Origin of the sequence: Streptomyces sp. MS19, from assembly GCF_047200595.1 — a bacterium.
Classification (GTDB): Bacteria; Actinomycetota; Actinomycetes; order Streptomycetales; family Streptomycetaceae; genus Streptomyces.
This window is the reverse complement of the sequence record NZ_JBJZOH010000016.1, coordinates 66695-84562: the sequence shown is the minus strand read 5'-3', so window position 1 is coordinate 84562 and position 17868 is coordinate 66695. Positions and strand designations below refer to the sequence as shown.

Here is a 17868-nt window from a genome sequence, read left to right as displayed (position 1 = left end):
CCGCACATGTCAATCCACCCGACACCGACCCCCACGCCCACCCCGCATCCCCCTCACATCCCCTCCCCGAACATCCCGGCAAAAGGATCAGGCTCACCGGTCCACGGATCGATCCCCTGCGCCAGCAGTATCTTCTCATCACGCTGATGAAGAAATTTCAGGGTTCGCTTGCCCCAAAGATCATCACCGCTGAGAGGATTCTCTTCCAGCTCACCAAGGAATATTTTTTTCAAAAAATCCAGCATACCACATTCATAGCGAGTCCAATGCGGATATCCTTGACGTCGAAATACTACCACCGGCCAAGTATTGGGATCGTCCCGCTCCGACGCGTCCCAGCAGAGCATGTCGGCACCAGCGTCCGTTCCCCAAGCGATCAGTCGCCCTCGCACCTGGTCTCCACCGCGCCGACGCGCGTAGTCGGACCATGCCTGCCGGATGTTCTCCGAGTGCGAAACCATGTCGAATCCCTCCGGGAGCCGCCCCGGCTCCGGAATGAATACAACCAGAAATTGCTCGACGGTGCCCCATCCGTAGACCTCAACGAAGCGGCGATAGTCGTCTGGAAACTCCACACCCCAACTCTCTGCGATCTGCACCCAGTTCAACGCGTCACCCGCGTTGGCCGACGGGGGCATCATCTGAAGAATCTCTTGATCGAACACCTTCCACGCCCTTCACTTGCCTGAGATATCTAGCGCGTAGCCCCCGTAGGCACAGGGACGCCCGTTTTGTGGTCGTTGACGAGCCCAAGATTGCGCCAACCTTTTCCGCTACTCCACAGCGAATTGGGCACAATTGTATGGATATAGATACCAGGCGATCCATCTTCATAGACGCCTCTGGCCAAGAGCTCTATGGAAACTGGCACGGTCCGCTCACCCGCATACCTTGGCGTCACAACGTAGTGGACTACCTGCCCGTCCTCTTTCACGGCATCGGATATATCACTCTCGAAAGAGAACATGTGATCGGGCACATGCCCCAGGCCAGAGACGGAGTAATTAGCCTGCCGCGAGCATGTGACCAGATTTCGGAGATCAGTTCCCGAACCGCCGAGGTCTTTGCCGATAAGATGACAGTTATTAATGGCATCTGGCGGGTTAAGTCCCATGTAACCAGCGAAGCGTGTCGCCCACTGATACCCCGGAGGTCTGATCTTCTCCGTCGTACGAGAACCCCCGTTTGCCGCGAGATACGCTTGGTCGAGACAAGTTTCCATGCCGACAGCCCGGTTCCCATGGGCGGGGTCGGTTTCGGATGCCTCTGTCCATCCTCTTCCGTCGCGTCGGCAGTCCGATCGACGCTCATACTTTGTCCAGGTGACGTCGAGACTGGGCGTGCCGTTGGGGTAGCGGGTCGAGCCGAACTGCTTCCAGCCGCCGGAGTCGGAGGTGGACGCGGTGAGGGCGAGGCCGTAGTTCTTCTTGCGTCCGTGCGTCCAGTCGTCGACGAGCTGGCGGCCGTTCCCGCCCAGGGGAATGGTCTCCCAGGCGGGGCCGCAGTTCCACGGCACGCTGCCGTTCGGCCGCCAGCCGTGGGCGAAGCTGTCCGTGGCGAGGGCCGCGCCGGTCGAGGGGCCCGGATAGTCCTCCAGGGTGCCCGCCGACCAGTTCTGGGTGATCGGCCGGACGGCAACCGGCTTTGCGGTGCAGGAGTACGACCATGTGTTGTAGATGGCCAGCCGGGCGTCGAGAACCCAAGCGTTCCGCAGGCTCGACTCGACGCCGGAGAAGCGCAGGAACGCGGCGGCGGCGTGGGGGCCACCGTCGTACGTCCCGACCTTCAGCACCGTGTCGGTGGAGAAGTTGACGTTGTAGGGACGCTGTACGTAGGTGGAGGAGGAAGCTTCGACGCGGGTGACCGAGGGGTCTACCCGCACGGGGAACACGCGCTCGGGGGCGGTGAGCCACTCCTCGTCCAGGGTCACGGTGAGGACCTGCATGCCGGAGGTGTCCTCGCCGAGTGCGTAGGCGACACCGCCGGATATGGCTCCGTCGCCGGAGCGTTCGTCCGTGGCGGCGTCTTCCATCCACCCGGTCGGCATGTAGGCGTGCGCCTGCTCCTCAGGGTCGACGAACGCGATCCCGCCGGTCTCGTCCTGTACGGCGGTCAGTCCGGTCAGGTGCAGCGGGAACCGCCATTCACTCGGTGCTTCTGGGGAGTTGAGCACCAGTGTCTCTTTGACGGAGTCGTTGCCCCCGATGAACTCAATGTCCGCGTCAGGACCCACTCCCCGGTAGGTGATCAGCGGCCCGTCCACTGTGCCGGGAACGGGCGCGGCGCCGTCCAGCGCATAGCCGACGGCGTGTCCGGCGTCCAGTTCCATGCGCACCAGGGGCTGTTCGTCGGCCCGCGCCGCGAAGGCGATCGGTGCCTCGGTCGACTCCGTGGACCACGCCTCGCCGGTGCTCGCGCGTGCGAGTGTCGGGTCGATGGGGGCCCAGCCGTCCGCACCGATGTCGTAGTTGACGGGTTCGTTGTAGTAGCGCGTGGTGTAGGTGCCGTCTGTGTTCAGGAAGGTGCGTGACTGCTCGTCGCGCTCCTCGGGCAGTTCGACGCTGGTCTCCTCGTCGAATCCGGTCGGCTCCTCGGCGGGGAGCGATTCCAGCGCATCGGGATCGACGGGTTCCACCTCGCCCTGGGTGTCTCCCAGCCCGGTGGGGGCCGTCTCCCCCACGTCGAGGGGAAGTTGGTCGGGGGCACGGCCCGGGGGCTCTCCCGTGGCGTCCGCGTCGGCCGTGGTCTCGTCGGCCGATGCGCTGTGCGGAAGCCCGTCGGCGCTTCCCCATGCCTGGTCGGGAGACGGTCCACCGGCCGACGTTCCGCCGGGGGGCGAGTCGTCGGCGGTCGCCGTGGGTTCCATGGCCGTGAGACCTGCGACCAGCAGAGCCACCGACAACACCAGCGAGCGCACGCGGTACACGTTTCCCCCACACCCCAAGCGAACGAGACGTCACATTCTTGAGGTCGTCACACGTTCACCACAAGATCACAATACGGACACCTGATCGCCGGTACGCGACACCGGGGGTGCGCTTTCCGACACAGACGGTCTCCATCCGGGTAAAGGCTCCCAGCCGGGAGCACGCGCCTGAAGCCAGGGGGATCAGGGGAAACCGGGGAGCCTACCCGTGGGCGGGGTGGGCACACATAAATATTTTGCAGTCGCAGGAAAAAATGCATAGCATCCAACGCCATGTGCCCTGGGGAGATGCCGCTCGGACTGCGGGAGCGCAAGAAGCTCGCGACGCGTGAGGCGCTTGCGGATGCCGCGCTGCGGATGGCCGCCGACCACGGCATGGAGCAGGTCACCGTCGAGGCCGTCACGGCCGCGGTGGGTGTCTCCGTCCGCACGTTCTTCAACTACTTCCCCACCCTGGAGGACGCGTTCGTCAGGCCCGATCCGGACACGCACGAGCGGACCCTGAAGGCGGTCCGCGAGGCGCCCGCCGGGCTGAGCACGCCGGCGGTACTGCGCGAGGCCATCGGACGGCAGCTCGCGCACATCGAGGAGGACCACGACCGGTGGCAGCTCCAGGTGTCCGTGCTGGACCGCAACCCCTCGCTCCTCCCCAAGTTCCTGGCGGCCAGGGGCGCCGACGAGACGGTGCTGATCGAGACCGTCGCCGCCCGTGAGGGGTGCGACGCCTCGGACCTCTACCCGAGGCTGGTCACCCATGTCGCCATGGCGGCCGTCCGCGCGGCCGTCGAGACGTGGGCCGCCGACCGGTCCGCGTCCTTCCAGGACGTCTTCCGCCGCGCGTTCGACCTGATCGCCGCCGGGCTCGCCCGCTGAGCTCACCGACGCTGAGCACTCCGACAACACCGAGCACACCGAGAACTGAGGACCGCACCTTCATGACCGCCACCGCGCCGCCTGCCGACCAGGCGGCTCCCCCGATGACGCACCGGCAGGTGCTTGAGGCCATGTCCGGGCTGATGGCCGGCATGTTCGTGGCCATCCTCGCCTCCACGGTCGTCGCCAACGCGCTGCCCCGCATCATCTCCGACCTCAACGGCTCGCCCTCGTCGTACACCTGGGTGGTGACGTCCGAGCTGCTCGCGATGACCGTCACCGTCCCGTTGTGGGGCAAGCTCTCCGACCTGTACGACAAGAAGCTGCTCATCCAGCTGTCGCTGTCCATGTTCGTCGTCGGCTCGCTCGTCGCGGGCTTCTCCCACGGCGTCGGGCTGCTGATCCTCAGCCGCGTCGTGCAGGGCATCGGCGCCGGCGGCCTGACGGCGCTGGCGCAGGTCGTGATGGCCGCGATCATCCCGCCGCGCGAACTGGGCCGCTACTCCGGCATCTTCGGCGCCGTCTTCGCCGTCGGCACGGTGGCGGGCCCGCTGATCGGCGGCGTCCTCGTGGACACCTCCTGGCTCGGCTGGCGCTGGTGCTTCTTCATCGGCGTGCCGTTCGCCCTGCTGGCCATCTTCCTGCTCCAGCGCACGCTGCGGCTGCCGGTGCAGCGCCGCGAGGTCAAGGTCGACTACGCGGGCGCTCTCCTCATAGTCGCGGGCGTCAGCGCCCTTCTCCTGTGGATCTCCTTCGCCGGCAACGAGTTCGACTGGGGCTCGTGGCAGACCGCCGCCCTCGTCTCGCTGGCCGTGCTCCTGCTCGCCGGCGCCGTGCTCGTCGAGTCGAAGGTGGACGAGCCGGTCGTCCCGCTCTCCCTCTTCCGCAACCGCACGGTGACGCTGAGCGTGGTCGCCAGCGCCCTCGTCGGCGTGGCGATGTTCGGCGGGACGGTCTTCCTGTCGCAGTACTTCCAGATCTCGCTGGGCAACAGCCCGACGGTCGCCGGCCTCATGAGCCTGCCGATGATCCTCGGCCTGATGGTGTCGTCCACCGTCGTCGGCCAGATCATCAGCAGAACGGGCCTGTGGAAGCGTTACCTGGTCATCGGCGGTGTGCTGATGACGGTCGGCCTGGCGCTGCTCGCCACCATCGGCGCCGACACGCCGTTCTGGCAGCTGGCCGTCTTCATGGCGGTCATGGGCGCGGGCGTCGGCATGCTGATGCAGAACCTCGTGCTCGCCGCCCAGAACGACGTGGCCGCCGCCGACCTCGGCGCCGCCACGTCGGTGGTCTCCTTCTTCCGCAGCCTCGGCGGCGCGATCGGCACCAGCGCCCTGGGCGCGGTGCTCGCCAACCGGGTGGCCGGCGAGACCGAGAAGGGCCTCGGCACCTCGGCGGACGGCGGCGGCTCCAGCCACGCCATCCCCGACATGAGCACGCTGCCCGACGCGGTGCGCGAGGTGATCGAGAACGCGTACGGCGTGGCGACGGCCGAGACGTTCCTCGTCGGCGCGCCGGTCGCGCTGCTGGCGCTGGTGGCCGTCCTGTTCATCAAGGAGAAGCCGCTGAAGACGCGCAGCGGCCTGGAGCGGCTCGCCGACGAGGCGCAGCCGCAGCCGCAGGCGGGTCCGGTGCACTGATCCGCTGCCGGTGATCCCGGACGGCCCGCCCCCCGGGGGGCGGGCCGTCCGCGTACGCGGCGCGTCTCAGGCGTCTGCGGGCAGGCCCATCTCGGTGGCGACGACCTTGCGCACCTCTTCCTCGTCGGCGAGCATCCGGCGTTCCACCGAGCCGTCCTCGCGGGTGACGGTGTACTCCCGCCCGGAGAGTGAACGGTGCACGCCCTCGCCCGTCCGCTGGACGAAGACGCGCTCCCTGAACGGGGACCTGGGGTGCGCGGCGACGTACCAGTTGGCGACGGTCTGGTCCACGGGCATGGCGGGCTCGGTCGTGAAGACGTACTGGTCCTCCCAGCCGTCCGCCCCGTGGAACTGCATCACCCAGGCCCGCTCGTCCCCGGTGTCCAGCCCGTCCATGACCGGCGCGGTGCGCAGCAGCCTGTGGCGGCGCCCTCCGGCGGTCTGTTCGGCGCCCTCGGTGAGCGGCAGGGGCGCGAGCGGTGCCCCGACGGTGCCGAACCCGGCGTCCGCGAGGAACGGCAGCGGTTCGCCCGGGACGCCCACCAGCAGCGTCATGTGGGTGCGCGGGCGGTCGCCGTGCCGCTCCGCGCCGAGGACCACGCGCGCGGCGACGGGCCGCACGGCCAGCCCGGCTGCCCGGAGCGCGGCGGCGAGGAGGCGGTTGTGCTCGAAGCAGTAGCCGCCCCGGCGGCGCCGGACGATCTTGTCCTGGAGGTCGGCGAGTTCGAGGGACGGGACGACGCCCCGCACGGCGTCGAGGTTCTCGAAGGGTACGGCGGTGATGTGGGCGAGCTGGAGCGCGCGCAGCGTGGCGAGGTCGGCGGCGACGGGCCCGTCGTGGCCTATGCGGTCGAGGTACGCGGCCAGGTCGAGGCCGTCCTGCTGGTGCGGGTTCATGGGGCGAACTCTACGGCCGCGCCCGCCCCGCGTACGGTCCTGTCCATGCCGGCCGACGACGACGCGTTCCTCACCCTCGTGACCGCGCGGCTCGCCGGGCTGCGCGGCACGGACGCCGTCCTCACCGGCCTCACCCCCGACGCGGACACCCTCCGCCACGCGCTCGACCGCGCGGACACGCTGCCGGCCGCAGCGGTCGAACGGGCAACGGCCGGCGAGGACTACAGCCCCCCGTAGTGCGGCGGCGCCCGGCCCTCCGGGAGACTTCCCCCATGCGCGAACGATGGGCCCACGTGCGGCGGGGCGGCGGCTACCTGCTGACCAGCCTCCTCTCCGCCATGGCGACACTCCTCACCCTGCCGCTGCTGCTCCTGAGCCTCGCGACGACGGCGCTCGGCGGCCTCGGCCTGGTCCTCTTCCCCCGGGCGCTCCTCGGCCTGCGGTGGTGGGCGGAGTGGCACCGGCACCGCGCCGCCCGCCTGACCGGCGCCGAGGCCGCCCCGCGCCGCACCGACCTGCCGCACGGTGTCCGCGCGCAGTGGCGCGGCATACGCGATGACCCCGGCGTACGGCACGACCTGCGGTGGGCGGCGCTGCACTTCCTCGGCGGCTTCGCGGCCGGTTCTGCGGCGCTGGTGTGCCTGGGCGGCGCGGCGGGCAGCGTGGTGGCGGCCGCGCTGTGGTGGGTCTTCCCTGAGGGCGACGGGTTCACGGCCTTCGGGTACGCGGTCGACGGGTGGGGCACCGCGCTGTCCCTCGGCCTGGCGCAGGCGGCCGTCATGGCGGGGGTCGCGTTCCTGTGCGTCCCCCGGCTGGCGCGCGCCCACGCCGGGTTCACCGTGCGCGCGCTGGAGCCGTCCGCGCGGGAGCGGCTGGCGGAACGCGTCGGCGAGCTGACGGAGAGCCGCGCCGGTGTCCTGGACGCGCACGGCGCCGAACTGCGGCGCATCGAACGGGATCTGCACGACGGCACGCAGGCCCGGCTCGTCGCCATCGCGATGCGGCTCGGCGTGGCGCGCGAGGCCCTGGAGGACGACGCGTCGGGCGCGCTCGCGCGGCTGCTCAAGGAGGCGCACGAGGGCGCGGAGGAGGCCATGGCCGAACTGCGGCAGGTGATCAGGACGATGTACCCGCCGATCCTGGCCGACCGGGGCCTCGACGGCGCGCTGGCGGCGCTGGCCGCGCAGTCGGCGGTCCCGGCCGAGGTGGAGACGGGCGAGCTGGGGCGGTTGCCCGCCGCGGTGGAGGCCGCCGCATACTACACGGTCGCCGAGGCGGTCACCAACGCGGCGAAGCACAGCGGCGCCTCCCGCGTCGCGGTGCGGCTGAACCGGTACGGCGACAGGCTGCTCGTCGAGGTCACGGACGACGGCCTCGGTGGCGTGGACGAGAGCCGCGGCAGCGGCGTCACGGGCATCCGGCGCCGGGCGGCGGCGCTCGACGGGACTCTGCTGGTGTCCAGCCCGCCGGGCGGACCGACCGCGGTGACCGTGGAGCTGCCGTGCGGGTCGTGATCGCCGAGGACAACGTGCTGCTGTCCGCCGGGCTCGAACTGATCCTGGCCGCCAAGGACATCGGGGTCGCCGAGGTCGTCACGGACGGCCCCGGCCTCGTCGCGGCGGTGGAACGGCACGCGCCGGACGCGGTGATCGCCGACGTGCGGCTGCCCCCGTCGTTCCGCGACGAGGGGGTGCGGGCGGCGCTCGCCGTGCGCCGGGCGCGTCCCGGCCTGCCGGTGCTGGTGCTGTCGCAGTACGTCGAGAGGGTGTACGCGCGGGAGTTGCTCGCGGACAGCGCGGGCGGCGTCGGGTACCTGCTGAAGGACCGGGTCAGCCGCGTGAGCCTGTTCGTGGAGGACCTGCGGCGCGTGGCGGCGGGCGGGACGGTCATGGACCCCGAGGTGGTCGGGCAGTTGATGGCGGGCGCGTCCGGCCGCGGCCTCGCGTCCCTGACCGGCCGGGAGCGCGAGGTGCTGTCGCTGATGGCGCAGGGCCTGGACAACGGGGCGATCGGCAGGCGGCTGGTCGTGACGGACAACGCGGTGCACAAGCACGTCGGGAACATCTTCGCCAAGCTCGGCCTGCCGGTCGCGGACGGCGGGCACCGCCGGGTGCTCGCCGTGCTCGCGTACCTCGGCGCCTGACCGCCCGGGGCGCGCCGCGTCAGGGCAGGATCGCGTCCACGTAGCCGCCGTCCACGCGCAGCGCGCCGCCCGTGGTGGCGGACGCGAAGTCCGAGGCGAGGTAGACGACCATGTGGGCGATCTCCTCCGGCTCGATCAGGCGCTGGATCAGCGACTGCGGTCGGTGGCGCAGCATGAACTCGCGCTGCGCCTCCTCCCAGGGCAGGTCGCGGTCGACCAGCTGGTGGACGAAGTCCTCGACGCCGCCGGTGTGGGTGGGGCCGGCCATCACGCAGTTGACGGTGACGCCGGTCCCTGCCGCCGCCTTGGCGAAGCCCCGGCTGACGCCGAGCAGCGCCGTCTTGCTCACGCCGTAGTGGATCATCTCGGCCGGTAGGACGACGGCGGAGTCGCTGGCGATGTACTGCACGCGGCCGTGGCCCCGGCCGGTCATGCCGGGCAGGTAGGCGCGGGTGAGGCGGACGGCGGTGAGGACGTTGACCTCGAAGTAGCGCCGCCAGTCGTCGTCGGTGATCTCCAGGGCGGGCTGCGCGCCGAAGACGCCCAGGTTGTTGACCAGGATGTCGACGTCCGGGACGAGTTCGAGGAGCCGGGCGGTGCCGTCCTCGGTGGAGACGTCGGCGGCGGCGGGCACCGGCTCCGGCGCGTCGGGGACGTCCTCCGTCAGCCGGGCGACCGCCGCGGCGACCCGGTCGGCGCTGCGGCCGTTGACGGCGACGCGCGCCCCGGCGCGGGCGAGGCCGGTCGCGATCGCCGCGCCGATGCCCTGGGTCGAGCCGGTGACGAGGGCCGTCCTGCCCGCGAGGTCGATGTTCATCCCGGTGTACCGCCTTCCCTGTCGTGAGGGTCACCACCGCGACCCATCACATCATCACCACGGCGCTCGGCGCGGGAGGGCGGCCAGCGCGCCGGGGGTCAGCGCGCGAGGTCCTCGACGACCTCCGCGCCGGGCAGGTCCGCCAGGGCCTTGCCGGGCAGGATCAGCTTGCCGCGGCGCGCCCCGCTGCCGACGAGCACCCAGGGCAGCGCGGTCAGCGACGCGTCGACCAGCAGCGGCCAGGCGGCGGGCAGGCCGACCGGCGTGATGCCGCCGTACTCCATGCCCGTCTCCCCCACCGCCGTCTCACGCGGGGCGAACGACACCTTCCGCACGTCGAGGCGGCGCCGCGCCACCCCGTTCACGTCGAGCCGCGCCTGCGAGGGCACCAGGCAGGCGGCGAGCCGTACGTCCCCGCCGCGCTTGCCCGCGAGGACGACGAGGTTCGCCGAGGTGGACGACAGGTCCTGCCCGTACGTCGCGACGAACGCGGCGGTGTCCGCCACCTCGGGGTCGCTGTCCACGTACACCACCTCCCCGGCGGGCACCGGGCCCTGCCAGGCGCGGAGGGCGGCGGCCACCGGCGCGGGGAGGAGATCGAGGCATTCGATGGCGGGTCGGGCGTCGTCGAAGTCGCCGAGGGGAGCACGCATGGCGCGCACCGTACCAGCCGCCGCCGGTGCGTCAGCGGCCGGTGCCCGGGACCGAGACGGCCATGGACATCTCGGCGGGCTCGGTGCCGTCGTTGCGGTAGCCGTGCGGGACATGGGACTCGAACGCGGCCGACGTCCCGGCCGGGAGGGTGTGCTCCACGCCGTCCACGGTGAGGACGACCGTGCCTGCCGTGACGTGCAGCAGCTCCGAGGTCCCGACCGGGTGCGGGTCCGACTGGTGGCCCTCGCCCGGCATCAGCCGCCAGTGGAGCAGTTCCAGCGGGCCGGGCGCCTCCGTGCCCGCGAGGAGGGTGCCGTGGCTGCCCGCGTCGGTGTCCCACAGGCGCACGGCGCGCTCGGGCGGGAAGAGCCGGACGGCGGGCTCCTGGTCGAAGTCGAGCAGCGTGGGGATGCCGACGCCCAGCGCGTCCACGATCTTGACGACCGTGCCGATGCTGGGGTTCGTCCTGGCCTGCTCGATCTGCACGATCATGCCCCTGCTGACCCGGGCGCGTGCGGCGAGCGCGTCGAGGGTGAAGCCCCGTTCGGTGCGCAGCCGCTTGAGGTTGCGGGCCAGCGCCTGGGTGAGCTGGTCGATGTCGGTCACACAGGCCCTCTCGTGGGATTAATATTTTGTCAGCGGTAGTTCAGTCTGATGGACTGCGTACCGGCGGCCGGACGAGACCACGCGTCCCCGGCAGGAGCCGCGACGACCCGACCCGACCCGGCGAACAGTGAACGAGGTACCCGATGCTTGCCCTTGCCCTGGCCACCAGCCTCCTGTGGGGACTGGCCGACTTCGGCGGCGGACTGCTGACCAGGCGCATGCCCGCGCTGACCGTCGTCGTGGTCTCGCAGGCGCTGGCCATGGCCGTGCTCGGGGCGATCGTAGTGGCCACGGGCGCCTGGAGCGAGGCGGGCCCCCGGCTGTGGTTCGCCGCGGCGGCGGGCGCGGTCGGCCCGGTGGCGATGCTCTGCTTCTACCGCGCGCTCGCGCTCGGCCCGATGGGGGTCGTCTCGCCGCTGGCCTCGACGGCGGTGGCGGTGCCGGTGGGCGTGGCGCTCCTCGCGGGGGAACGGCCGGGCCTCGTGCAGTATTCCGGCATCCTGGTCGCCTTCGTGGGGATCATGCTCGCGGGCGGCCCGCAGCGCGGCGGGCCCTCGGTCCAGGGCCGCACCATGGGGTACACGCTGGTGGCCGCGCTGGGCTTCGGCGCGGTGCTGGCGCTGATCGCCGAGGCGTCCGAGACGACGACCGGGCTGTTCCTCGCCCTGTTCGTCCAGCGGGTCGTGAACGTCGTGGTGGGCGGCGGCGCGCTGCTCGCGGGCGCGCGCCGGGGCGGCCCCGTCCTGCCGCCCGGCGGCCGCGCGGTGGTGACGGCGGCCCTGCCGTCGCTCGCGTTCGTCGGCCTCGCCGACGTGGCGGCCAACGCGACGTACGCCCTGGCCGCGCGGATCGGGCCGGTCACGGTCGCGGCGGTGCTGGCGTCGCTGTACCCGGTCGTCACCGCGCTGGCGGCGCGCGGTGTCCTGCGGGAACGGCTGCGGCCCGTCCAGACGGCGGGCGCCGGCCTGGCGATGGCCGGCACGCTGCTGCTGGCGACCGGCTGACCGGCCCGGCGGGTCAGGGGCACTCCTCGCCGAACTTGACGGCGTCGAGCACCGCCGCCACCCCTTCGAGGGGCAGGCCGGGCGCCGGAGTCTGGGCGCAGACCTGCCAGTTGGACTCGACGAGGATCATGCGCCCGGCCCCGGACACGTCCCGCGCCGTCACGTCCGCGGCGCCGGCGAGCGCGGCACGGGCCACGTTGACCGACTCGCCGACGAGGTCGGGCGCCGTGGTCGTCGCACCGGGCAGCGCGGTGGAACGGTCCTCCGCCGGGCACTCCTCCTCGGACTTCACGACGCCGAGGTCCACCTCGGCCGCCCCCGGCCGCGGCCCCGGCGCGGGCGCCTGGAAGCACACGACCCAGTTGCCGTCCACGAGCTGCGTGCGGTCCCTGCCGAGGGCGTCGTGCGAGGCGGAGCCGGGGAATCCGGCGGCGTCCAGCGTCTCCTGGGCCGTCGTGAGCGGCAGCCCGGTGACGTCCGGCAGTTCGCCGGCGCCCGCGGGCCGGTCGTGGGGCGCGGGGGTCTTGGCGCTGCCCGCGGGCGGCTGCCCGTCCGCGGCGGGCCCGCCGCAGGCGCAGAGCAGCACGGACGCGGCCACCCCGAGGACGGCTCCGGCGCGGCGGCCGGTGGCGCGCATGCGGCCCGCGGGGCCCGCGGGTCCTGAGCGATGGCCGACGGTCAACGGGTCCCCCGTATGGACGTGCGGTCGGTGTCGGCGGAATGCTACGCGGCGGCGCGGGGGTGTCAGTCGTTGGGCCGCAGCGTCCAGCGCACGGTCATCTCGCTGGTGACGGCGCCGTCCGCGCGCCGGACGGCGACGGTGACGGGGAACTCGGGCCGTCCGCCCGCCGCCAGTTCGGCGGCGATCTCACCGGCCGGGCGGTCCAGTTCGGCGGTGGCCGTGACCTCGCCCTTCGCCACCTTGCGGTAGGCGACCTCGGCGTGGACCGGCAGCGGCACCATGCGGTCGAGGAGCCCGCCGAACGCGGCCAGGACGACGGCGCCGGTCGCGGACTCGGCCAGGGTGAACATCGCTCCGGCGTGCGGCCCGCCCAGGTGGTTGTGGTATTCGGGCCGGTCGGGCAGGCGCAGGACCGCCCGCTGAGGCCCGGCCTCCAGGAACTCGAAGCCGACCGTGCGGACCATCGGGACGAGGGAGGCGAGCAGTTCGCCGGCCGCCGGGGTGCCTGAGTCGGTCATGGCGGTGATATTACCAGTGGGTAACGCGATGGCCAGGGGGTGTCCGGCACCGGTGCGGGCGGCGCGCGGAACGGGCTTTCGTCCCAGCACGGCAGCAATCCGGCGGCCGGTGTCCCGGCGCGGGCCCGGCGGCTTTAAGGTCACCTCCCATGGGACCAGGAGAGCAGCGGCACGGGGGCGACGCCACCCCTTCGTGGTCGAACCCCTATCAGCAGCCGGGTTATCAGCAGCCGAATCCGTACCAGTCGCAGCAGGGCGCGTACCCGCCGCACGGCCCCGGGCCGGCGACCGGCGGCGGCACCGGGTGGAACCCGCCGGGCCCGCCCGCGCCGGTGGACGAGCCGGGCGGCGGGCGGCGCGGCGGGCGGCGCGCGGCCGCCGTCGTCGCGGGGGTCACGGTCGTGGCCGCGCTGGTGGTCGCCGGTGTGTACGTCCTCGGCGGCGACAGCGGCGGGGACGAACCGGCGGCGCACGGCGGCAGCGCGGAGCCCTCCGGCGGGGAACCGGAGGAGGAGCGCTCGATCGCGCCCGACGACCCCCGCCAGGGCGTCCTCCAGGTGCCCGACCCGGTCGTCGCCCCGGACTGGCAGGTCCAGACGAGCGAGAACCGGGGCAGCGCCTTCGACGTCCCGCCCGACGACTGGTCCGTAGGCCCCGAGGACACGTACATCGGCTACCAGGACGACCGGCCGGACAGCGAGGACCCCGGCTCGCCGCTGGTGACGATGACGGCCGTCGCGATCTACCAGAACGGCTGGTGCCCGGAGGCCGATGGCGGCAGCGAGCGCGCGCTGGCGGGCACCAAGGGGGCCCAGGGCGCGACGGGCACGGCCGAAGCCGCGGAGAACGAGGCACGCAACTGGGTGCTCGCCGCCTACGACCAGGCGCAGGAGGGCACGCTCGACGTCTCGGCGGCCGAACCGTTCGAGAGCGACCACGGGCTCAGCGGCCATGTCGTGCGGGCGACCGTCACCGGCGTGCCGGAAGACCCGGAGCAGCCCTGCGGCACGCCGGACGGGAAGGTCGTCGCGTTCACCTACCTCAACGAGCGCAACGACCTCGCCACCTGGGTGCTGGTCGCCGACGCGGGCGTCCCCGACGAACTGGACGACGAGACGATCGACACCATGATGCGCAGCCTGCGGCCCTACCCGGCCGAATGATCCGTGCCCCCCGCCGACCCGACGCGCGGCGTGCCGAACGTCCCGGCGGGCGGCCGGGGCGAGGGCACGGCGGCCTCGTCGGCGACCGGCCGCGCGTCGCCCGTCAGCCCGGCGAGCGCCGGGCCGTGGACCGTGCGGGCGGGGAACGGGTCGGCGGCGGCCCGGCGCGTCAGCGCGGCGAGCGGCAGCGGGGCGTGCCCGGCGACGATGACGGCGTTTCCGAAGCGGCGCCCGCGCAGCATCACCGGCTCGGCGATCAGGCAGACCTCCGCGAAGGCGGCGGCCAGCGTCGCGAGCTGGGGCCGCAGGAAGCCGAACGGGGCGGTGTCCGCGACGTTCGCCGCGTACAGGCCGCAGGGGCGCAGGACGCGGGCGGCGGCGCGTGCGTAGCCGAGCGAGGTGAGCCGGGCCGGGACGCGGGCGCCGCCGAAGACGTCGGCGACGATCACGTCGGCGGAGGCGGCGGACGCGCGGGTCACCGCGTCCCGGGCGTCGGCCGTCACGACCTCGATGCCGGCGCCGCCGGGCAGCGGCAGCCGTTCGGCGACGAGCGCGGCGAGCGCGCGGTCCGCCTCCACCACGCGCTGACGCGACCCGGGGCGGGTGGCGGCGGCGTAGCGGGGCAGGGTGAGCCCGCCGCCGCCGAGGTGGAGGACGTCGAGCGGGCGGCCGGGTGACGCGGCGGTGTCGAGGACGTGAGCGATCCGGCGCACGTACTCGAACTCCAGGTGAAGAGGATCGTCCAGATCGACGTACGACTGGGCCGTCCCGTCCACGGTGAGCAGCCAGGCGTTCGGCCTGTCGAGATCGGGCAGGAGGCGGGCGGTGCCCAGGTCCACGGCCCTGACGACGGGGATCGGCTCGGTCACGGCTCCATTGTCCCGCGCGTCCCGGCGGCCCCGCGGGCGGGTGGGCGCGGCGGCGTCCGCTGTGCGGAGCGGCCGGACGTCTGGCTTAGAGTGATCTCCGCTTGCCGACCTTGCCAGCCTTGCCCCGTCCTGCTCAGTCTTGCCCAGCCCGCCCTCCGCCTCCGCCACACTCACGGGATGCCGCAGAGTCCATGTCTTGGTTCGAATCGTTGATCCTCGGGCTCGTGCAGGGGCTGACGGAGTTCCTGCCGATCTCGTCCAGTGCCCATCTGCGGCTGACGGCGGTCGCGTTCGACTGGGCGGACCCGGGCGCGGCGTTCACGGCCGTCACCCAGATCGGCACCGAGGCGGCGGTGATCATCTACTTCCGCAAGGACATCGCCAGGATCGTGGGCGCGTGGTTCCGCTCGCTCACCGACCGGGCCGCCCGCGCCGAGCCGGACGCGCGGATGGGCTGGCTGGTGATCGTCGGCTCGATCCCCATCGGTGTGCTCGGTCTGACGTTGCAGGACGCGATCGAGGGCCCGTTCCGCGACCTGCGGCTGATCGCCGTCAACCTGATCGTGCTCGGCATCGTCCTCGGGGTGGCGGACCGGCTGGCGATGCGTGACGCGACGGGCGGGCGGCACCGCGCCGTCCGGGAGCGGAAGACCCTCGACCAGCTCACCGTGCGGGACGGCCTGGTCTACGGGCTGTGCCAGGCGATGGCGCTGGTGCCCGGTGTGTCGCGGTCGGGCGCGACGATCACGGGCGGCCTGTTCCTCGGCTACCGGCGGGAGGCGGCGGCGCGCTACTCGTTCCTCCTCGCGATCCCCGCGGTCGTGGCGTCGGGGGCGTACGAGCTGACGTCGATCGGCGAGGAGGGGTCGCACGTCCGGTGGGGGCCGACGATCTTCGCGACCGTGATCGCGTTCGGCGTCGGGTACGCGATCATCGCGTGGTTCATGAAGTACATCTCGACGCGCAGCTTCATGCCGTTCGTCTGGTACCGCATCGTGGTCGGCGTCGTGCTGCTGGCGCTGATCTGGTTCGGCGTCGTGGAGCCGCACGCGGGGGACGACATCGGCACCGGGGACGAGACGTCCCAGGTGGAGGGCTGAGGCCGGCCCCGGCCGCGCTCGGCCCCGGAGGTGCGGGTACGCGCCGGTGACGGTCTGGCGCACCTGTTCCCTCGTCGTCTCGGGCGGTGCCCCGCAGCGTCCCCGGCACGCCGCCCCGTACGCCGCGCGGGCGTCCGATGACGGGCGCCGCGACGAGAACCCAGCTCGCGTGGCCGGCCGCGCGGAAGAACCTGCTCCGGAGCGCGTTCACCGGTCCCGTGCGGCGGCCCGGACGATCCGTTCGCACAGCTCGTGGGTCAGCAGGGCGTCGCGCGCGTCGAGCGTGCGGCCCGCGCGGACGGCGTCGAGGAACCCCACCGCGACCTGTTCGATGCCGCGCTGGCGTGCGACGGACACCCAGTCGCCCCGGCGGCGGACGCTCGGCTGGCCCTTGTGGTCCACGATCGCGGCCAGGTCGCGTACCTCGCGCTTGGCGTCCTGCCCGGACACCTCCAGGATCTCCTCGGCCGACCCGGAGAGCCTGTTCATGGCGCCGACGGCGGTGAAGCCGTCGCCGGACAGCTGGAGGACGACGTGGTGCAGCAGACCGTCGCGGACGCGGGTGGTGATGTGCGTGTCCTCGACCGGGCCCGGCACGAGGAAGCGCAGCGTGTCGGCGACGTGGATGAAGTCGTCGAAGACCATGCGCCGCGGGTCCTCCGGGAGGCCGCGGCGGTGCTTCTGAAGGATGATCAGATCGCGCGGGTGGTCGAGGCAGTGCGCGTACGCGGGGGCGTGCCGCCGGTTGAAGCCGACGGTGAGGCTGATCTCGCGGGCCTCGGCCAGGTCGGCGAGGCGCTTGGCGTCGTCCAGGCGGAACGCGAGGGGCTTGTCCACGAACGTCGGTATGCCCGCCGTCAGCAGCCGCGTCACGATCTCGGGGTGCGCGGCGGTCGGGGCGTGGACGAACGCCGCGTCCGGGCGGGCGGCCAGCAGCGCGTCCAGGTCGGCGTGGCGGTGGGCGTCGGGGACGCGGTAGGCGCCCGCGACCCGTTCCAGCGTGGCCGGGGTGCGGGTGTACAGGTGGGGTTCGACGCCCGGCTGGGTGGTGAGCACCGGCAGGTACGCCTTCTGGGCTATGTCGCCGAGCCCGATCACGCCGACTCTCACGCATGCTCCTCGCTGTCCATGTCTCGGGTCCGCGCGTCGCGGCCGGCGGGCGCGCGGTGGGGGGAGGCGGTGCCGTGGAGCGGAAGCATACGCGGACGGCGGTGCCCCTCCGCGCGCCGGGAGGGGCACGGTGCGCGGGTCAGGCGCCGAGGTCCGGGATGCGCCAGTCCACGGGGCTGTGGCCCTGCGCCTCGATCGCCGCGTCGATCTGCGTGAACGGCCGCGAGCCGAAGAACTTCTTCGCCGACAGCGGCGACGGGTGCGCGCCCTTGACGACGGCGTGCCGTTCCGTGTCGATCAGGGGCAGTTTCTTCTGGGCGTAGGCGCCCCACAGGACGAAGACGGCCGGGTCGGGGCGGTCCGCGACGGCGCGGATCACCGCGTCGGTGAACTTCTCCCAGCCCTTGCCCTTGTGCGAGTTCGGCTCGCCCGACCGCACGGTCAGCACCGCGTTGAGCAGCAGCACGCCCTGCTCGGCCCACGGCATGAGGTAGCCGTTGTCGGGGACGGGCAGGCCCTTCTCGGTGTGCAGCTCCTTGTAGATGTTCCGCAGCGAGGGGGGCGTGCGGACGCCGGGGCGCACAGAGAAGCACAGCCCGTGGCCCTGGCCCTCGCCGTGGTACGGGTCCTGGCCGAGGACGAGCACCTTCACCCGGTCGAAGGGGGTCGCCGCCAGCGCGGCGAACACCTCGTCCCGGGGCGGGTAGACCGGCCCGCGCGCCCGTTCCTCCTCGACGAACTCGGTCAGCTCCTTGAAGTAGGGCTTGCCCAGCTCGTCGCCAAGAACGTCCTGCCAGGACTCGGGCAGCATGCCGATCACCTCTGTGTTGGGTCCAAGATCCGTAGTGGGCCCAACGTACCGG

Annotated in this window: 19 protein-coding genes; 8 read left to right on the top strand and 11 right to left on the bottom strand. The window is 72.5% G+C overall.

The window, feature by feature from the left end; genetic code table 11:
* Positions 1-53: 53 nt before the first annotated feature.
* Positions 54-665, bottom strand: coding sequence for an SMI1/KNR4 family protein (locus ACL02R_RS17485; RefSeq protein ID WP_412797849.1), 612 nt, complete (start codon positions 663-665; stop codon positions 54-56).
* Between the two features lie 29 nt (positions 666-694).
* Positions 695-2917 (bottom strand): DNRLRE domain-containing protein, encoded by a 2223-nt coding sequence (locus ACL02R_RS17480; protein WP_412797848.1) that lies wholly within the window; start codon positions 2915-2917, stop codon positions 695-697.
* A gap of 297 nt (positions 2918-3214) precedes the next feature.
* Between ACL02R_RS17480 and ACL02R_RS17475 the strand changes: the two genes are divergently transcribed.
* Together ACL02R_RS17475 and ACL02R_RS17470 are read left to right on the top strand one after the other, a co-directional pair.
* A complete protein-coding gene (locus ACL02R_RS17475) occupies positions 3215-3799 on the top strand; it encodes a TetR family transcriptional regulator (RefSeq protein WP_412797847.1) in 585 nt (194 codons plus the stop codon).
* A gap of 62 nt (positions 3800-3861) precedes the next feature.
* Positions 3862-5442, top strand: a complete 1581-nt coding sequence (locus tag ACL02R_RS17470; protein ID WP_412797846.1) for an MDR family MFS transporter — start codon at positions 3862-3864, stop codon at positions 5440-5442.
* A 66-nt stretch (positions 5443-5508) separates the two neighbouring features.
* Here ACL02R_RS17470 and ACL02R_RS17465 read toward each other — a convergent pair whose 3' ends face one another.
* Positions 5509-6339 carry an arylamine N-acetyltransferase family protein gene (locus tag ACL02R_RS17465; protein WP_412797845.1) on the bottom strand — a complete coding sequence of 277 codons (831 nt, stop codon included), beginning with the start codon at positions 6337-6339 and terminating at the stop codon, positions 5509-5511.
* Positions 6340-6384: 45 nt separating this feature from the next.
* Here ACL02R_RS17465 and ACL02R_RS17460 point away from each other — a divergent pair, with 45 nt between their 5' ends.
* Genes ACL02R_RS17460 through ACL02R_RS17450 form a run of 3 tightly spaced genes read left to right on the top strand, consistent with a single transcriptional unit; the run spans position 6385 to position 8482 of the window.
* Positions 6385-6576, top strand: a complete 192-nt coding sequence (locus tag ACL02R_RS17460) for a hypothetical protein (RefSeq protein WP_412797844.1) — start codon at positions 6385-6387, stop codon at positions 6574-6576.
* A gap of 35 nt (positions 6577-6611) precedes the next feature.
* Positions 6612-7853 (top strand): sensor histidine kinase, encoded by a 1242-nt coding sequence (locus tag ACL02R_RS17455; protein WP_412797843.1) that lies wholly within the window; start codon positions 6612-6614, stop codon positions 7851-7853.
* Positions 7841-8482 (top strand): response regulator, encoded by a 642-nt coding sequence (locus ACL02R_RS17450; protein WP_412797842.1) that lies wholly within the window; start codon positions 7841-7843, stop codon positions 8480-8482. Before ACL02R_RS17455 ends, ACL02R_RS17450 begins: the two co-directional genes overlap by 13 nt.
* A gap of 19 nt (positions 8483-8501) precedes the next feature.
* Here ACL02R_RS17450 and ACL02R_RS17445 read toward each other — a convergent pair whose 3' ends face one another.
* The 3 genes from ACL02R_RS17445 to ACL02R_RS17435 all read right to left on the bottom strand — a co-directional run bounded on the left by ACL02R_RS17445 (position 8502) and on the right by ACL02R_RS17435 (position 10559).
* Positions 8502-9299 carry an SDR family NAD(P)-dependent oxidoreductase gene (locus ACL02R_RS17445; protein WP_412797841.1) on the bottom strand — a complete coding sequence of 266 codons (798 nt, stop codon included), beginning with the start codon at positions 9297-9299 and terminating at the stop codon, positions 8502-8504.
* 98 nt (positions 9300-9397) lie between these two features.
* The gene (locus tag ACL02R_RS17440) at positions 9398-9952 is read right to left on the bottom strand and encodes a YbaK/EbsC family protein (RefSeq protein WP_412797840.1); all 555 of its coding nucleotides are present in this window, start codon (positions 9950-9952) and stop codon (positions 9398-9400) included.
* A gap of 31 nt (positions 9953-9983) precedes the next feature.
* Positions 9984-10559 carry a helix-turn-helix domain-containing protein gene (locus ACL02R_RS17435; RefSeq protein ID WP_412797839.1) on the bottom strand — a complete coding sequence of 192 codons (576 nt, stop codon included), beginning with the start codon at positions 10557-10559 and terminating at the stop codon, positions 9984-9986.
* 143 nt (positions 10560-10702) lie between these two features.
* Between ACL02R_RS17435 and ACL02R_RS17430 the strand changes: the two genes are divergently transcribed.
* Positions 10703-11563, top strand: coding sequence for an EamA family transporter (locus tag ACL02R_RS17430; RefSeq protein WP_412797838.1), 861 nt, complete (start codon positions 10703-10705; stop codon positions 11561-11563).
* A gap of 13 nt (positions 11564-11576) precedes the next feature.
* Here ACL02R_RS17430 and ACL02R_RS17425 read toward each other — a convergent pair whose 3' ends face one another.
* Both ACL02R_RS17425 and ACL02R_RS17420 read right to left on the bottom strand, forming a co-directional pair.
* On the bottom strand, positions 11577-12245 hold the full coding sequence (locus tag ACL02R_RS17425; protein ID WP_412797837.1) for a hypothetical protein: 669 nt from the start codon (positions 12243-12245) through the stop codon (positions 11577-11579).
* Positions 12246-12307: 62 nt separating this feature from the next.
* Positions 12308-12763 (bottom strand): DUF4442 domain-containing protein, encoded by a 456-nt coding sequence (locus tag ACL02R_RS17420; RefSeq protein WP_412797836.1) that lies wholly within the window; start codon positions 12761-12763, stop codon positions 12308-12310.
* Positions 12764-12912: 149 nt separating this feature from the next.
* Here ACL02R_RS17420 and ACL02R_RS17415 point away from each other — a divergent pair, with 149 nt between their 5' ends.
* Positions 12913-13926 carry a hypothetical protein gene (locus ACL02R_RS17415; RefSeq protein ID WP_412797835.1) on the top strand — a complete coding sequence of 338 codons (1014 nt, stop codon included), beginning with the start codon at positions 12913-12915 and terminating at the stop codon, positions 13924-13926.
* On the opposite strand, the gene ACL02R_RS17410 is transcribed toward ACL02R_RS17415, so the two are convergent.
* Positions 13911-14795 (bottom strand): spermidine synthase, encoded by an 885-nt coding sequence (locus ACL02R_RS17410; protein WP_412797834.1) that lies wholly within the window; start codon positions 14793-14795, stop codon positions 13911-13913. The genes ACL02R_RS17415 and ACL02R_RS17410 overlap by 16 nt on opposite strands.
* 191 nt (positions 14796-14986) lie before the next feature.
* Here ACL02R_RS17410 and ACL02R_RS17405 point away from each other — a divergent pair, with 191 nt between their 5' ends.
* Positions 14987-15895, top strand: a complete 909-nt coding sequence (locus ACL02R_RS17405) for an undecaprenyl-diphosphate phosphatase (protein ID WP_412797833.1) — start codon at positions 14987-14989, stop codon at positions 15893-15895.
* A gap of 207 nt (positions 15896-16102) precedes the next feature.
* Here the strand turns inward: ACL02R_RS17405 and ACL02R_RS17400 are convergent, their stop codons facing one another.
* A complete protein-coding gene (locus tag ACL02R_RS17400) occupies positions 16103-17005 on the bottom strand; it encodes a Gfo/Idh/MocA family protein (RefSeq protein WP_412797832.1) in 903 nt (300 codons plus the stop codon).
* Positions 17006-17144: 139 nt separating this feature from the next.
* The gene (gene ung / locus ACL02R_RS17395; protein WP_412797831.1) at positions 17145-17816 is read right to left on the bottom strand and encodes a uracil-DNA glycosylase; all 672 of its coding nucleotides are present in this window, start codon (positions 17814-17816) and stop codon (positions 17145-17147) included.
* Positions 17817-17868: the final 52 nt, after the last annotated feature.

Excerpts from the sequence above, each read along its gene's own strand:
- ACL02R_RS17430 (WP_412797838.1), top strand. The coding sequence starts at position 10,703 with ATGCTTGCCCTTGCCCTGGCCACCAGCCTCCTGTGGGGACTGGCCGAC.
- ung (WP_412797831.1), bottom strand. The coding sequence starts at position 17,816 with ATGCTGCCCGAGTCCTGGCAGGACGTTCTTGGCGACGAGCTGGGCAAG.
- ACL02R_RS17475 (WP_412797847.1), top strand. The coding sequence starts at position 3,215 with ATGCCGCTCGGACTGCGGGAGCGCAAGAAGCTCGCGACGCGTGAGGCG.
- ACL02R_RS17455 (WP_412797843.1), top strand. The coding sequence starts at position 6,612 with ATGCGCGAACGATGGGCCCACGTGCGGCGGGGCGGCGGCTACCTGCTG.
- ACL02R_RS17415 (WP_412797835.1), top strand. The coding sequence starts at position 12,913 with ATGGGACCAGGAGAGCAGCGGCACGGGGGCGACGCCACCCCTTCGTGG.
- ACL02R_RS17420 (WP_412797836.1), bottom strand. The coding sequence starts at position 12,763 with ATGACCGACTCAGGCACCCCGGCGGCCGGCGAACTGCTCGCCTCCCTC.
- ACL02R_RS17405 (WP_412797833.1), top strand. The coding sequence starts at position 14,987 with ATGTCTTGGTTCGAATCGTTGATCCTCGGGCTCGTGCAGGGGCTGACG.
- ACL02R_RS17460 (WP_412797844.1), top strand. The coding sequence starts at position 6,385 with ATGCCGGCCGACGACGACGCGTTCCTCACCCTCGTGACCGCGCGGCTC.
- ACL02R_RS17445 (WP_412797841.1), bottom strand. The coding sequence starts at position 9,299 with ATGAACATCGACCTCGCGGGCAGGACGGCCCTCGTCACCGGCTCGACC.
- ACL02R_RS17465 (WP_412797845.1), bottom strand. The coding sequence starts at position 6,339 with ATGAACCCGCACCAGCAGGACGGCCTCGACCTGGCCGCGTACCTCGAC.
- ACL02R_RS17470 (WP_412797846.1), top strand. The coding sequence starts at position 3,862 with ATGACCGCCACCGCGCCGCCTGCCGACCAGGCGGCTCCCCCGATGACG.
- ACL02R_RS17440 (WP_412797840.1), bottom strand. The coding sequence starts at position 9,952 with ATGCGTGCTCCCCTCGGCGACTTCGACGACGCCCGACCCGCCATCGAA.